This is a genomic window from Spiribacter salilacus, from assembly GCF_009649225.1.
Classification (GTDB): domain Bacteria; phylum Pseudomonadota; class Gammaproteobacteria; order Nitrococcales; family Nitrococcaceae; genus Spiribacter; species Spiribacter salilacus.
Genome location: NZ_WJPP01000008.1, coordinates 1 through 15402, shown reverse-complemented (window position 1 = coordinate 15402; position 15402 = coordinate 1). Strand labels below are relative to the sequence as shown.

The following is a 15402-nucleotide window of genomic DNA, read 5'->3' as shown; positions in this document are numbered from 1 at the left end:
ATACCACGCTCACGCTCCTCCGGCGCATTGTCAATCTGATCAAACGCACGCGCCTGACCACCAAACTGCTCCGACAACACCTTCGTCAACGCCGCGGTCAACGTCGTCTTACCATGGTCAACATGACCAATCGTGCCAACATTTACATGCGGCTTAGTGCGCTCAAACTTCTCCTTGGACACGACTCACCTCTTACCCGTACAAAACCAAAAAAAATCTACTGGCTGAACCCTATGCTCAACCAGCCTTCTTAATCACTTCTTCAGCAATACTGCTTGGCGCTTCCTGATAGCCCGCAAACTCCATAGAGTAAGCAGCGCGCCCCTGCGTCGCTGAGCGGAGGTCGGTAGCATACCCGAACATTTCCTTCAGCGGCACTTCTGCGCGAATAATCTTTCCGGCCGGGCCATCTTCCATGCCCTGAACCATACCGCGCCGGCGATTAATATCGCCCATCACATCACCCATGAAATCTTCAGGTGAAACGATTTCTACCTTCATCATCGGCTCTAACAACGCAGGCTCGGCTTTCATGAAGCCTTCTTTAAATGCCATGGAACCGGCAATTTTAAACGCCATTTCAGAAGAGTCGACATCATGGTAAGAGCCATCAAAAAGCTCAACTTCGAGGTCGATGACCGGGAATCCGGCAAGCACGCCGTTTTCCATCTGCTCCTGAATACCCTTATCCACTGAAGGAATGTATTCACGAGGCACCACACCACCCACAATTTTATTGTGGAATTCGTAGCCTTCGCCACGCTCCCGTGGGCGCATGCGAATCCAGACGTGACCGTACTGACCACGACCACCGGACTGACGCACAAACTTACCTTCCACTTCGATTTCTTTGCGGATCGCTTCACGATAGGCAACCTGGGGCGCACCCACGTTGGCCTCAACCTTAAACTCACGCTTCATGCGATCAACAATGATCTCAAGATGCAGCTCACCCATACCAGAGATAATGGTTTGGCCTGATTCTTCGTCTGTACGCACCTGAAAAGATGGATCTTCTTGCGCCAGCTTTTGCAGCGCGATGCCCATTTTTTCTTGGTCGCCCTTGGTTTTCGGCTCTACCGCCACCGAGATCACGGGGTCTGGGAACTCCATGCGCTCCAGCGTGACCTTGTTAGCGTTGTCGCAAAGCGTATCACCAGTGGTGACGTCTTTTAGACCGATGGCTGCTGCGATATCGCCAGCACGCACCTCGTCAATTTCTTTACGCTCTTTGGAGTGCATCTGCACGATACGACCCAATCGTTCTTTTTTACCTTTAACCGGGTTGTAAATCGAATCGCCTGTTTTAACGACACCCGAATACACCCGGAAGAACGTCAGCGTACCCACATAGGGGTCGGTTGCGATCTTAAACGCCAGCGCTGCAAAGGGCGCATCATCAGAAGAATCACGCACCACAACCGAGCCGTCTTCAAGCTCGCCCTGAATACCCTCAACATCTGAAGGCGCAGGCATGTACTCAATTACCGCATCCAGCATGGCCTGGACGCCTTTGTTTTTAAACGCCGAGCCACACAGCACAGGCACCACCTGATTGGCGAGTGTTTGCACGCGCAGGCCATAGTTAATTTCTTCCACCGTCAGCTCTTCGCCACCGATGTACTTTTCCATTAGCTCTTCGCTGCCTTCAGCAGCCGCCTCGACTAGGGCTTCACGGAAGCTGGCCGCTTTATCAGCCAGCTCTGCCGGAATGTCTTCTTGCGTGTAGCTCACGCCCATGTCGTCCTGATTCCAGTAAATGGCTTTACGACGAATCAAATCGACTACACCGGCAAAATCATCTTCGGCACCGATTGGCAGCTGCACCGGCACGGCGTTACAGCCCAGCCGCTCTTTGAGCATATCCACGCACCGGAAGAAATCGGCGCCGAGCTTATCCATTTTGTTCACAAACACCATGCGCGGCACACCGTAGCGGTTTGCCTGACGCCAGACCGTTTCGGTCTGCGGCTCAACACCCGCGTTGGCATCTAACACACAGACTGCGCCGTCAAGCACCCGCAGAGAACGCTCCACCTCAATCGTGAAGTCAACGTGGCCAGGGGTGTCGATGATGTTAATGCGTGTTTCTGGATACTGTTGGTCCATACCCCGCCAGAACGTGGTGGTAGCAGCAGAGGTGATCGTAATACCACGCTCTTGCTCCTGCTCCATCCAGTCCATCACTGAGGCACCCTCATGGGTCTCGCCCATTTTGTGAGAGATGCCCGTATAAAACAGGATGCGCTCGGTAACGGTAGTTTTACCGGCATCAATGTGCGCCATGATGCCGATATTGCGATAGCGCTCTAGTGGGGTCTTACGTGCCAAATCAATACTTCCTTTGAATTCTTACCAGCGGAAATGCGAGAACGCTTTGTTGGCTTCTGCCATACGATGCGTATCTTCGCGCTTCTTCACGGCGCTGCCGCGACCTTCGGCAGCTTCCAGCAATTCATTGCCGAGCCGATGCCCCATGGTGGCTTCGCTACGCTTACGCGCCGCGTCAATAACCCACCGCATACCCAACGTGTTGCGCCGCTGGGGGCGAACTTCAACCGGTACCTGATAGGTTGCGCCACCCACACGCCGAGATTTTACTTCGACGACGGGCCGAATGTTCTCAAGCGCGGTTTCGAGCACTTCCATTGGATCGGAATGGCCCTTTTCAACAATGCGATCTAACGCACCGTAAACAATCTTCTCTGCTACTGCCCGCTTACCGTCACGCATAATCATGTTGACAAAACGAGTGAGCATTTCGCTGTTGTATTTTGGATCCGCGAGCACTTTGCGCTTGGGGACTTCTCTTCTTCTTGGCATTTCAATTAACCCTTAGGACGCTTGGCGCCGTACTTCGAACGACCCTGACGACGTGCCGCAACACCCGCGGTGTCGAGAGATCCACGTACCACGTGATAACGAACACCTGGCAAATCCTTTACACGACCGCCGCGAATTAACACGACCGAGTGCTCTTGGAGGTTATGCCCCTCACCACCGATGTAGGAGGAAACCTCATACCCGTTGGTAAGACGCACACGCGCCACCTTACGAAGCGCGGAGTTCGGCTTCTTAGGCGTAGTGGTGTAAACCCGAGTGCACACGCCGCGACGCTGCGGACAGGCCTCTAGCGCAGGCACATTGCTCTTTTCGCGAGGGCGCTTGCGAGGCTTGCGCACCAGCTGATTAATCGTGGCCATTAACCTTTGACTCCAGTCATTTAATCGATTCAGGTTAGATGCTCTAACCCGAAGAAAGCCGCCAAGTGTATGGGCGGGACGCAAGTACTGTCAACTAACGTCCGCCCGCGTATTTTCCTACTCTTCGGGCAACCGCGCATCATCCAGACTTGCTGGCGCGCCAGCAAGACCAAACTGCGGTGCCATTGGGATCATTGGCGCCGGCCCCTCGAGGCGACGACGCTGACGATCCTGATGGTACGCATAGCCCGTACCCGCCGGAATCAACCGGCCAACAATCACGTTCTCTTTCAGCCCGCGAAGGTCGTCGCGCGCGCCACGTGTTGCCGCATCAGTCAGCACACGCGTGGTTTCCTGGAAGGAAGCGGCCGAAATAAACGAATCGGTTGCCAGCGATGCCTTCGTGATACCCAACAGCTGCGGCTCAAATACCGCGACCATTTTGCCCTGCTTCTCAAGCTCGGTGTTGTCTTCAACAACCCGCGCCCAATCGGCCTGCTCACCACGCAGGTATTTGCTATCGCCCGATTCTTTAATTTCCACCTTCCGCAGCATCTGCCGGCTGATGACCTCGATATGCTTATCGTTGATCTTCACACCCTGCAGGCGATAGACGTCCTGAATTTCCTTAACCATGTAGGCCGCAAACTCCGGCACACCAAGCAGGCGGAGAATATCGTGCGGATTCGGCTCACCATCAACGATGACCTCACCCTTTTCAACGTACTCACCCTCAAACACCGTCACGTTCCGCCACTTCGGAATGAGCTCTTCGTAGTGCTCTCCCTCTGCCGGGGTAATGACCAGACGTTGCTTGCCCTTGGTATCTTTGCCGAAGGACACCGTACCGGAAACCTCGGCCAAGATGGCTGGTTCTTTGGGCTTTCTTGCCTCAAACAAATCTGCCACTCGGGGCAGACCACCGGTGATATCACGCGTTTTGGAAGACTCCTGCGGAATACGCGCGATAACATCGCCCACATTCACCTCAGAGTTATCATCCACGTTCACGATAGCGCCGGCAGGCAAGAAGTAGTTAGCCGGGATATCGGTGCCGGCCAGATTCAGGTCGTTACCTTCATCGTCGACCAGCTTAACCATCGGACGCAGGTCTTTATAGGCCACACGCTCTTCAACCGTCTTACCCTTATCGTCGACCACGGTACGGCGATGTTCGCCCGTTCCGCGGCTCTTCGGATCCGTCACAACCTGACTGGTCAGCCCGGTCACCTCATCGGCCTCACGGTTCACCGTCACACCTTCGACAAAGTCGAAGAATTTCAGACGACCCTTCACCTCGGTGATGATTGGATGGGTATGCGGATCCCAGGTTGCCACGATCTGACCGGCATCTACCGGCTGCTCATCGGCAACAGCGATTGTTGCACCGTAAGGCACTTTATACCGCTCACGCTCACGGCCTGCCTCATCGATCACCGTAATTTCACCAGAGCGAGACACCGCAACCAAGTTGCCAGAGTGATGCGCAACCGTCTTTAAGTTATGCAAACGAACGGAGCCGGTGCTCTTAACCTGCACATTATTAATGGATGCAGCACGCGAGGCCGCACCACCAATGTGGAAGGTCCGCATCGTTAACTGCGTACCCGGCTCACCAATGGACTGCGCGGCGATAACGCCAACAGCCTCACCCACGTTCACCACATGACCGCGAGCTAGATCGCGGCCATAACAGCTTGCGCATACGCCATGGCGGGTTTCACAGGTAATTGGCGAGCGAACCCAAATTTCGTCAACACCCTCGGTTTCGATGCGCTCAACAAGACGCTCATCAAGCAGCGAGCCTTGTTCAACCAAAATCTCACCGGTACCTGGCTGCACAACATCCTGTGCCACCACACGACCGAGCACCCGCTCACCGAGCGCTTCCACAACATCGCCGCCTTCAATTAGCGGTGTGAGACGCAGACCACGATGGGTACCACAGTCAGTTTCGGTAACCACCAGATCCTGCGATACGTCGACTAAGCGACGCGTGAGGTAACCCGAGTTGGCGGTCTTAAGCGCCGTATCGGCCAAGCCTTTCCGCGCGCCGTGAGTGGAGATGAAGTACTGAAGCACGTTCAGGCCTTCACGGAAGTTAGCCGTAATGGGTGTTTCGATGATCGAGCCATCCGGCTTGGCCATCAAGCCACGCATACCGGCCAACTGCCGAATCTGCGCAGCAGAGCCACGCGCACCCGAGTCGGCCATCATAAAGATAGAGTTGGTGGACTTCTGCACCACCTCTTTACCTTCGGCGTTGGTCACAATCTCTTTGCCCAACTTATCCATCATGGCACGGGCCACTTCATCGTTGGTGCGGGACCAAATGTCTACCACCTTGTTGTAGCGCTCGCCATTGGTTACCAAGCCAGACGCGTACTGATCTTCAATGTCCTTCACCTCGTTCTCGGCTTCAGCAAGAATTTGGACTTTTTCTTCCGGCACCACCATGTCTTCCATACCAATCGATACAGCAGCGCGGGTGGACATACGGAAGCCAAGGAACATCAGCTGATCAGCAAAGATCACCGTGGCCTTCAGACCCAGGCGGCGATAGCACTGATCGATAACCGCGGAAATCGCTTTTTTGGTCATATCCCGATCGACCAGATCGAACGGCAGACCTTTCGGCATAATGTCGAATAACAGTGCACGGCCAACCGTCGTATCAACGCGGCGAATACCTTCGGCACGACCGCCTTCATCGTCAATGACGACCTCATGAATGCGAACACTGGCGCGTGCATGCAGGCTGACGTTGCCACTGTTGTAGGCGCGATGAACCTCGTTGAGATCCGAGAACATCATACCGTCGCCCTTTTGATTCTCGAGCGACAAACTCATGTAGTAAATGCCCAGCACCACGTCTTGCGACGCACCAATGATCGGCTCACCCGATGCTGGCGATAGCACATTATTGGTTGCCATCATCAACGCCCGCGCTTCCAGCTGCGCTTCTAGCGAAAGCGGCACGTGAACCGCCATCTGGTCGCCATCAAAGTCGGCGTTAAATGCCGGGCAAACCAATGGGTGTAGCTGAATAGCTTTACCTTCGATGAGCACCGGCTCAAACGCCTGAATGCCGAGTCGATGCAAGGTTGGCGCACGGTTCAGCATCACGGGATGCTCACGGATAACATCCTCAAGGATATCCCAGACCTCTGGGGTCTCCCGCTCCACCATCTTCTTGGCCGCCTTAATGGTGGTTGCCAAACCAAGCCGCTGCAGCTTAGAGAAAATAAATGGCTTAAACAGCTCCAATGCCATCCGCTTAGGCAAACCACACTGATGCAAGCGTAATGTTGGGCCCACCACGATCACAGAACGACCGGAGTAATCCACACGCTTGCCGAGCAGGTTCTGGCGGAACCGGCCTTGCTTGCCCTTAATCATGTCGGCCAGCGATTTCAGCGGCCGTTTGTTCGTACCGGTAATGGCCCGGCCCCGACGCCCGTTATCAAGCAGCGCGTCTACCGACTCCTGCAGCATCCGCTTTTCGTTGCGCACAATAATATCCGGCGCCGATAGGTCAAGCAGACGGCGCAGTCGGTTATTACGGTTAATCACCCGACGGTACAGGTCATTCAAATCAGAGGTAGCGAAACGCCCACCGTCCAACGGTACCAAAGGCCGCAGATCCGGCGGCAGCACCGGCATTACCGTGAGGATCATCCACTCAGGCCGGTTGCCCGACTCAAGGAACGACTCGACTAGCTTCAACCGCTTGGATAAGCGCTTGAGTTTAGTCTCAGAATTAGTAGCTTCCATCTGCTCACGCAGCTTGACGGTTTCTTCAGAAAGATCGATGTCTTTCAGCAAACGATGAACCGCCTCGGCACCCATCAGCGCGACGAAGTCATCACCATAGGTTTCCATTGCATCCAAATAGCCATCATCAGTCAGTAACTGACGCGGCTCTAGTGCGGTGGTGCCCGGCTCAATAACCACATACGCTTCGAAGTATAGAATCCGCTCGATATCACGTAGCGTCATATCTAGCAGCAAACCAATGCGCGATGGCAGAGATTTCAAAAACCAGATGTGGGCCGCCGGGCTTGCCAGCTCAATATGCCCCATACGCTCACGGCGAACTTTGGCAAGCGTAACTTCAACGCCACACTTTTCGCAGACCACGCCACGATGCTTTAAGCGCTTGTACTTGCCGCACAAGCACTCATAGTCTTTGACCGGGCCAAAAATTTTGGCGCAAAACAGACCATCGCGTTCTGGCTTAAAGGTTCGATAGTTAATCGTCTCCGGCTTTTTGACTTCACCAAAAGACCACGAGCGGATCTTCTCCGGTGAGGCCAAGCCGATACGAATGGCGTCAAAGTCGTCGAGCTGAGCGCCCGGCTGCTTGAACAGATTTATTAGGTCTCTCATATTTGGTTACCCATTAGTCCTGCTCTAGCTCGATGTCGATACCGAGGGAGCGAATCTCTTTAACAAGCACATTGAAGGACTCGGGCATGCCCGCTTCCATTTGATGCTCGCCGTCGACGATGTTTTTGTACATCTTGGTGCGACCAGCCACGTCGTCAGACTTGACCGTCAGCATTTCCTGCAATGTGTAGGCGGCACCGTAGGCCTGCAATGCCCACACTTCCATTTCACCGAAGCGCTGACCACCAAACTGCGCCTTACCACCCAGCGGCTGCTGCGTGACGAGGCTGTATGGGCCGGTAGAACGCGCATGCACCTTGTCATCAACCAAATGGTTGAGCTTGAGGATATGCATGTAACCCACGGTTACGGGGCGATCAAATGCCTCGCCTGTACGACCGTCGTATAACGTAATCTGGCCATTCTCAGGCAAACCGGCCAAGCGCAGCATATTCTTAATTTCCTGCTCATTGGCGCCGTCAAACACCGGAGTGGCCATTGGCACACCGCCACGCAGGTTATTAGCCAGCTCCATAATCTCATCATCACTCAAGCTATCTAGGTCTTCCTGCTTACCGCTTGAGTTATAGATTTGATCTAGGAACTTACGCAGCTCGGCAATCGCCACACCCTCATCAAGCATGCTGGCGATGCGTCGACCCAGGCCTTTCGCAGCCCAGCCCAAATGCACCTCGAGCACCTGCCCAATGTTCATGCGTGATGGCACGCCCAGAGGTGAGAGCACAACATCAATTGCCTCCCCATCCTCGGTAAACGGCATATCCTCGACTGGCACAACGCGGGAGATAACGCCCTTGTTACCGTGCCGCCCGGCCAGCTTGTCACCGGCTTGAATGCGCCGCTTAACGGCCAAGTAGACCTTGACCATTTTGAGCACGCCAGGAGCCAAATCGTCTCCTGCGGTAATCTTTTTGCGCTTCTCTTCAAAATGCTCATCAAAGGCGGCACGCTGAGCTTTAAGCTGAGCCTGCACTGCCTCGAGCTGAGCCGTTGCCTCTTCATCGCGCAAGCGAATCTCAAACCAGCGACTACGCTCAACACCGGCAAGATACTCAGCAGTAATCTTTGTGCCTGCCTTCAATTTGTCGGGGCCGCCTGCTGCCTCACAACCGATGAGCATCTGCTCTAAACGCGCAAACGCATCAGACTCAAAGATGCGGAACTGATCATCTAGATCTTTGCGCACATCGGCCAAGGCATCGGCTTCGATTGACAAGGCACGCTCGTCTTTTTCAACCCCATCACGGGTGAAGACCTGCACGTCTACCACGGTGCCATCCATGCCAGAAGGCACGCGCAGCGAGGTATCTTTAACATCAGAGGCCTTCTCGCCAAAGATAGCGCGCAGCAGCTTTTCTTCTGGTGTTAGCTGAGTCTCACCCTTCGGTGTGACCTTGCCAACCAGAATATCGCCGGCGTTAACCTCAGCACCCACATAAACAATGCCAGACTCATCTAGCTTGCCCAGCGCGCTTTCGCCCACGTTAGGGATATCAGCCGTAATTTCTTCTGGCCCCAACTTGGTGTCTCGTGCAACAGCCGTCATTTCCTCGATATGGATCGTGGTATAGCGATCTTCCTCAACCACCCGCTCTGAGATCAGAATCGAGTCTTCGAAGTTGTAGCCATTCCACGGCATAAAGGCCACGCGCATGTTCTGCCCAAGTGCCAACTCACCCATATCGGTGGATGGACCATCAGCCAGCACATCGCCGCGTGCAACCTGATCACCCGGCCGCACCAATGGTTTTTGGTTTTGGCAGGTGTTCTGATTAGAACGCGTGTACTTGGTCAGGTTATAAATATCGACGCCCGGCTCACCTGATTGGGTTTCCGCGTCATTGACTCGCACCACGATGCGGGCGGCATCAACCTGATCTACCACACCGCCGCGATCGGCGATGACGGTAACGCCCGAGTCCATGGCAACTGCCCGCTCCATACCAGTGCCGACCAGCGGTTTTTCGGTACGCAAGGTGGGCACAGCCTGGCGCTGCATGTTAGAGCCCATCAGCGCGCGGTTAGCATCGTCATGCTCAAGGAATGGCACCATCGATGCGGCAACCGAAACAATCTGCTTCGGCGACACGTCCATGTACTCCACCTTATCTGGTGAGGACATACCAAATTCGTTTTGATGCCGAATCGAGATCAGCGAATCTACCAACTGCCCTTTCTCGTCTAACTTGGCGTTAGCCTGAGCAATGATGTATCGGCTCTCTTCAATGGCTGAGAGATACTCAACCTGATCGGTGACTTTGCCATTAACGACTTTACGATACGGCGTTTCCAAAAAGCCGTAGCTATTAAGCCGCGCATAACAGGCCAGCGAACTGATCAAACCGATGTTTGGACCTTCAGGCGTTTCGATCGGACACACACGACCATAATGGGTTGGGTGCACATCGCGAACCTCAAAGCCAGCCCGCTCACGTGTTAGACCACCTGGGCCAAGCGCGGAGACGCGACGCTTATGGGTGACCTCAGAGAGCGGATTATTCTGATCCATAAACTGCGATAGCTGCGATGAACCGAAGAACTCCTTAATGGCAGCCGCAACCGGCTTGGCATTAATAAGCTCCTGCGGCATTAGGCCTTCGCTTTCCGCCAAGCTGAGGCGCTCACGCACCGCACGCTCAACACGGACTAGGCCAACGCGGAACACATTCTCGGCCATCTCACCGACACAGCGAACACGCCGGTTACCCAGGTGATCGATATCATCCACCGATCCCTTGCCATTACGGATGTTAATCAGCTCGTAGAGCACATCAAGGATGTCTTGGTTATCTAAAACGCCCTTGCCTTCGCTCTCTTCACGCCCTACCCGTAGGTTGAACTTCATCCGACCCACCGACGACAAGTCGTAGCGGTCTTCACTGAAGAAAAGATTGGAGAACAGGTTTTCAGCCGCATCCTTGGTGGGTGGCTCGCCCGGCCGCATCATTCGATAGATTTCTACCAGCGCCTCAAGCGGCGTGGTGGTGCTATCAATGCGCAGGGTATTGGAAACGTAGGGGCCCTGATCCAGATCGTTAATAAACAGCACTGGGAAGGTCTTTACATTCGCATCGCGCAGCGCTTGCACCAACTCTTCGGTCAGCTCGGCATTGGCCTCAGCCAAAATCTCACCGGTTGCCTTATCAACAATATCTGATGCCAGCACTTTGCCAACCAGATAGGCATCAGGCACTTGCAGCTTATCAAGACCCGCTTTTTCCATCTGCCGAATGTGGCGTGCGGTAATGCGACGGCCACTCTCAACAATCACTTTACCGTCGGCAACAATATCAAAGCTGGCCGTTTCACCGCGCAAACGCTCTGGGATCAACTCAAGCTCAGCGCCTTTTTTATTCAGATGGTAAATGTTCTTCTCAAAGAACAGATCCAACATTTGCTGATTGTCGTACCCCAGGCCACGCAACAGAACCGATGCGGGCAATTTACGCCGACGGTCGATTCGCACATAGATGGCATCTTTGGGGTCAAACTCAAAATCAAGCCACGAACCGCGATACGGAATGACGCGTGCTGAGAACAATAACTTGCCCGAGCTATGCGTTTTGCCACGGTCATGATCAAAGAAAACACCTGGCGAGCGATGCAGCTGCTGCACGATAACTCGCTCGGTACCGTTAATCACGAACGTACCGTTAGGCGTCATGAGCGGCATTTCGCCCATGTACACTTCCTGTTCACGAATGTCCTTGACCGCTCGCGTGTCTTTGTCGTTAATAACCAAGCGCACGAGCACGCGCAGAGGTGCCGCGTAAGTTAAACCGCGCAGCTGACATTCTTTAACGTCAAACCCCGGGGTTCCAACGCGATAGCGCACGTACTCCAGACGCGCACTGCCCGAGTAGCTCTCGATTGGAAACACCGAATCGAAGGCTGCATGCAGCCCCATCGGGTCCCGGCTGTCGGGGTCCTTGTTTAGCTGCAGAAAATCTCGGTAGGATTCGATCTGCGTTGCTAGAAGGTAGGGTACATCCAGTATGTTTGGCTGCTTGCCAAAGTCATTACGAATGCGCTTTTTTTCGGTAAACGAATAGGCCATCGAGCTTCCTCAACATTGTTGGGGTCCGTCATGTGCAAGACTTCGAGCACCTGCTTTTAGCAGGCACCCGCAGGCTTGAACACGCCGCCATCAAAACGGCATGAGGCCGGTGACTTTCGACACCGGCCCTGCCAATACCGAGCGCTTACTTGAGCTCGACCGAGGCACCTGCCTCTTCGAGCTGAGTTTTCAGCTCCTCAGCTTCTTCCTTGGAAGCGCCTTCCTTGACTGGGGCAGGTGCGCCCTCAACCAATTCCTTCGCTTCTTTTAGCCCAAGGCCAGTGGCACCGCGAACGGCCTTAATCACTGATACCTTGTTGTCGCCAAATCCGGCGAGAATTACGTCAAACTCGGTCTGCTCTTCAGCAGCTGCGGCACCACCACCAGCGGCGGCAGGGGCAGCAGCAACGGCGGCAGCCGCAGTTACACCAAACTTCTCTTCCATGGCTTCAATCAGGTCTACGACCTCCATGACGCTCATGTTGGAAATGGTCTCGAGAATATCGTCCTTGGAAACGGCCATCGTTTTGTCTCCTACTAATTCAAAAAATCGTTAAATACGGCAGCGACAGGAGTCGCAACAACCTACTTGGCGTCCTTAACAGCGGCGACTGTGCGAACCAGCTTGCTTGGCACCTCATTCAAGGTGGTAGCAAGTTTCTGCACCGGCGCCTTCATGGTCGCCATTAAGAGGCTAATCGCCTCGTCATAGGTCGGCAGTGTGGCCAGTCGGTCAATTTCGGAGCCCGGATAACGCGCCCCACCTACTGCCAACATCGTCACTACCAGCTGCTCATGCTCTTTAGAAAAATCCTTAAGAACACGCGCAGCTGAACCGGGGTCTTCCTGCGAAAACGCGATTAACAGCGGGCCAACAAAGCCATCTGTCATGCACTCAAACTCGGTGCCCTCTACCGCTCGCTTAGCCAAGCTATTCTTGACCACACGAAGGTAAACGCCCGAATCTCGTGCCTGCACGCGCAGCGAGTCCATATCCCCGGCACTCAGCCCCCGATACTCCGCCGCAACGGCGGAGTGGGCTGCATTAGCCACCTCTGCAACTTCCTGCACAACCCGCTTTTTCTGTTCCAGACTTACGCCCATCCAAATGCCTCCTGGAACGGCGGTTGGCAACAGTGATCAAAGCTCAAGCAATGATCACACCCTTTAAACGGTGGTCCGTGCAGGAAACCTTCCTGTTTTGGCTACACCGTCTACCGATGGCGGTTTTTAAACCTTTCAGCAGCCCTGCTGCACCAAACGGTCTTTGACGGCTGTCTTCAACGACAGCCTATCCAGCCTCTGACCTAGGTCAGAGGACTTAGATCCACACTCACGCCAGGCCCCATGGTGGTCGACACCGTGGCCCGCTTGAGATAAATCCCCTTTGCCGCGGCCGGCTTAATCTTCTGCAAATCGCTAATCAGCGCCTGCAAATTCTCGACCAGTGCCGTTGGCTCAAAATCAACTTTGCCTAAGCTGCAATGAATCAGCCCGCCCTTATCAGCGCGATAACGCACCTGACCGGCTTTAGCATTCTGCACCGCTGCAGCAACATCGGCGGTAACCGTGCCTACGCGTGGGTTCGGCATTAGGCCACGCGGCCCCAACACCCGGCCCAGCTTACCCACAACGCCCATGGCATCAGGGCTGGCAATAACCACACCAAAATCAAGATCGCCGCCTTGCATACGCTCGGCTAGATCGTCCATACCCACCGCGTCGGCACCGGCCTGCTCGGCCGCCTCAGCATTGGCGCCTTGCGCAAACACCGCAACGCGGACGGTTTTACCTGTGCCATTTGGCAGCACAGTTGATCCGCGGACCATTTGGTCTCCTTTACGCGGATCGATACCCAAATTGACAGCAACATCAACCGACTCAGTAAACCGTGCGCTAGCTAGCGACTTGAGAACGGTAAACGCTTCTTCAGCCGGGTAGAGCCGTTCGTGGTCAACTTTTTCTGCAAACAGTTTTTGCCGTTTTGTTAGCTTTGCCATGACCTTAAACCCCCTCTACTTCAAGGCCCATACTACGGGCACTGCCGGCAATGGTGCGCACAGCCGCATCCATATCAGCGGCGTTAAGATCAGGCCACTTCGTCTTAGCGATTTCTTCGAGCTGATCGCGATTGACGGTGCCCACCTTATTGGTGTGGGGCGTTCCGCTACCTGACTTGATACCGGCGGCTTTTTTCAGCAACACAGCAGCAGGTGGGGTTTTGGTGACAAAGGTAAAACTGCGATCTGAATACGCGGTAATAACAACCGGCGTTGGCAGACCAGGCTCGATATCTTGGGTCTGCGCATTAAATGCCTTGCAGAACTCCATAATATTCAAACCATGCTGACCCAGCGCAGGACCTACGGGCGGGCTGGGGTTTGCCTGCCCGGCCGCTACCTGCAACTTAATATAGGCAGAAACTTTACGTGCCATCTTTCAAATACTCCTAGTGTGGGTAATAACGCCAGGGGCTTTCACCCGGGCTTCCCTTAGCGACTTAACGCTGTTTAGGCCTTTTCGACCTGACTGAAATCAAGCTCCACCGGAGTGGAACGCCCAAAAATGAGCACGGCTACACGTAACCGACTCTTCTCGTAATTCACTTCTTCTACCGCGCCATTAAAGTCGTTAAATGGACCATCGGTAACGCGAACCATTTCGCCCACCTCAAACAGCACTTTTGGCCGCGGCTTCTCAACACCCTCACGCACCCGATCTAAAATTTGATCGGCCTCACGCGGAGAGATTGGCTTTGGCTTGCCGCGAGAGGCGCCAATAAAGCCCATTACACGCGGCACTTCTTTAACCAAATGCCAGGTATCGTCGGTCATCTCCATCTGCACCAACACGTACCCTGGAAAAAACTTGCGCTCGCTGCGCCGCTGTTGGCCTTCCTTCATTTCAACCACTTCTTCAGTGGGAACAAGGATTTCGCCAAACTGATCTTCCATACCTGCGCGGCTAATGCGCTCAAGCAGCGCTTTTTTTACCTGGTTTTCAAACCCGGAGTACGCATGCACCACGTACCAATCCTTAGCCATGCCGATTTAGCCTCCAGGCCTAACAAGGGCGCCAACGCCCCAATTGAAAAATATATCCATCAGCCACAGTAAAATAGAAACGATGACTACCATCACCAAAACAATTAATGTGGTCTGCACTGATTCCTGCCGGGTGGGCCATACAACCTTGCGTAGCTCTTGACGCGCCTCACGAGCAAAAGCCCATGCATTACGCCCTTGCTGACTGGTCATCGCGATACCAATCGCAGCAATAGCAACCACCACCATGCCGATCACACGGATCAGCGGTGATTGATCTTCAAACAGATAAAAGCCAACAACCCCAGCAAGGAATACGCCTATTGCCAGAACTACTTTTGCTTTGTCTGTCGTTGTAACTTCGGTTTGCTCTTTTGCGCTCATGAACTCGTGATGCCACCGCGGCCGAAATAATGGCAGGCCAGGAGGGACTCGAACCCCCAACCTACGGTTTTGGAGACCGTTGCTCTGCCAATTGAGCTACTGGCCTATACTCGCAACTGACCGGCCGTCAAAATGCGAACTCGGCAGTCTACGCCACAACGCAGAGCAATGGAAGCCCTGCGTGTGGCAACTGCTTTTTATCTGCCGGCTTACTCCAGGATCTTTGCGACAACGCCGGCGCCGACCGTACGGCCACCCTCACGCACCGCAAACCGCAGACCCTCTTCCATGGCAATCGGCGCAA

The 15402-nt window shown here is 54.3% G+C and carries 13 protein-coding genes and 1 tRNA gene; all 14 read right to left on the bottom strand.

Going from position 1 to position 15402, the window contains the following annotated elements; all coding sequences use genetic code 11:
• Positions 1 to 182: GTP-binding protein (locus GH984_RS10660; RefSeq protein ID WP_369692035.1), on the bottom strand; the 182-nt coding region annotated here is incomplete at its 3' end.
• A gap of 55 nt (positions 183 to 237) precedes the next feature.
• Positions 238 to 2331 (bottom strand): elongation factor G, encoded by a 2094-nt coding sequence (fusA, locus tag GH984_RS10655; protein WP_153720207.1) that lies wholly within the window; start codon positions 2329 to 2331, stop codon positions 238 to 240.
• Between the two features lie 21 nt (positions 2332 to 2352).
• On the bottom strand, positions 2353 to 2823 hold the full coding sequence (rpsG, locus tag GH984_RS10650; RefSeq protein WP_153720206.1) for a 30S ribosomal protein S7: 471 nt from the start codon (positions 2821 to 2823) through the stop codon (positions 2353 to 2355).
• A 5-nt stretch (positions 2824 to 2828) separates the two neighbouring features.
• Positions 2829 to 3203, bottom strand: coding sequence for a 30S ribosomal protein S12 (rpsL, locus tag GH984_RS10645; protein ID WP_153720205.1), 375 nt, complete (start codon positions 3201 to 3203; stop codon positions 2829 to 2831).
• A gap of 117 nt (positions 3204 to 3320) precedes the next feature.
• Complete coding sequence (rpoC, locus tag GH984_RS10640; protein WP_153720204.1) at positions 3321 to 7592, bottom strand: DNA-directed RNA polymerase subunit beta'; 4272 nt, start codon at positions 7590 to 7592, stop codon at positions 3321 to 3323.
• 13 nt (positions 7593 to 7605) lie between these two features.
• Positions 7606 to 11670 (bottom strand): DNA-directed RNA polymerase subunit beta, encoded by a 4065-nt coding sequence (gene rpoB, locus GH984_RS10635; protein WP_153720203.1) that lies wholly within the window; start codon positions 11668 to 11670, stop codon positions 7606 to 7608.
• A gap of 145 nt (positions 11671 to 11815) precedes the next feature.
• Positions 11816 to 12193, bottom strand: coding sequence for a 50S ribosomal protein L7/L12 (gene rplL / locus GH984_RS10630; RefSeq protein WP_153720202.1), 378 nt, complete (start codon positions 12191 to 12193; stop codon positions 11816 to 11818).
• A 62-nt stretch (positions 12194 to 12255) separates the two neighbouring features.
• Positions 12256 to 12774 carry a 50S ribosomal protein L10 gene (rplJ, locus tag GH984_RS10625; protein ID WP_153720201.1) on the bottom strand — a complete coding sequence of 173 codons (519 nt, stop codon included), beginning with the start codon at positions 12772 to 12774 and terminating at the stop codon, positions 12256 to 12258.
• Between the two features lie 203 nt (positions 12775 to 12977).
• Complete coding sequence (rplA, locus tag GH984_RS10620) at positions 12978 to 13670, bottom strand: 50S ribosomal protein L1 (RefSeq protein WP_153720200.1); 693 nt, start codon at positions 13668 to 13670, stop codon at positions 12978 to 12980.
• Between the two features lie 4 nt (positions 13671 to 13674).
• Complete coding sequence (gene rplK, locus GH984_RS10615) at positions 13675 to 14106, bottom strand: 50S ribosomal protein L11 (protein ID WP_153720199.1); 432 nt, start codon at positions 14104 to 14106, stop codon at positions 13675 to 13677.
• A 74-nt stretch (positions 14107 to 14180) separates the two neighbouring features.
• Positions 14181 to 14714, bottom strand: coding sequence for a transcription termination/antitermination protein NusG (nusG, locus tag GH984_RS10610; RefSeq protein ID WP_153720198.1), 534 nt, complete (start codon positions 14712 to 14714; stop codon positions 14181 to 14183).
• A 6-nt stretch (positions 14715 to 14720) separates the two neighbouring features.
• Positions 14721 to 15098, bottom strand: coding sequence for a preprotein translocase subunit SecE (gene secE, locus GH984_RS10605; RefSeq protein WP_153720197.1), 378 nt, complete (start codon positions 15096 to 15098; stop codon positions 14721 to 14723).
• A 30-nt stretch (positions 15099 to 15128) separates the two neighbouring features.
• Positions 15129 to 15204 (bottom strand) — tRNA-Trp (locus GH984_RS10600).
• Positions 15205 to 15307: 103 nt separating this feature from the next.
• Positions 15308 to 15402: EF-Tu C-terminal domain-related protein (locus GH984_RS10595; RefSeq protein WP_216643650.1), on the bottom strand; the 95-nt coding region annotated here is incomplete at its 5' end.

Coding starts and splice junctions, on each gene's coding strand:
- rpsL (WP_153720205.1), bottom strand. CDS start 3,203: ATGGCCACGATTAATCAGCTGGTGCGCAAGCCTCGCAAGCGCCCTCGC.
- rplJ (WP_153720201.1), bottom strand. CDS start 12,774: ATGGGCGTAAGTCTGGAACAGAAAAAGCGGGTTGTGCAGGAAGTTGCA.
- rplK (WP_153720199.1), bottom strand. CDS start 14,106: ATGGCACGTAAAGTTTCTGCCTATATTAAGTTGCAGGTAGCGGCCGGG.
- rplA (WP_153720200.1), bottom strand. CDS start 13,670: ATGGCAAAGCTAACAAAACGGCAAAAACTGTTTGCAGAAAAAGTTGAC.
- rpsG (WP_153720206.1), bottom strand. CDS start 2,823: ATGCCAAGAAGAAGAGAAGTCCCCAAGCGCAAAGTGCTCGCGGATCCA.
- rpoB (WP_153720203.1), bottom strand. CDS start 11,670: ATGGCCTATTCGTTTACCGAAAAAAAGCGCATTCGTAATGACTTTGGC.
- rplL (WP_153720202.1), bottom strand. CDS start 12,193: ATGGCCGTTTCCAAGGACGATATTCTCGAGACCATTTCCAACATGAGC.
- nusG (WP_153720198.1), bottom strand. CDS start 14,714: ATGGCTAAGGATTGGTACGTGGTGCATGCGTACTCCGGGTTTGAAAAC.
- rpoC (WP_153720204.1), bottom strand. CDS start 7,592: ATGAGAGACCTAATAAATCTGTTCAAGCAGCCGGGCGCTCAGCTCGAC.
- secE (WP_153720197.1), bottom strand. CDS start 15,098: ATGAGCGCAAAAGAGCAAACCGAAGTTACAACGACAGACAAAGCAAAA.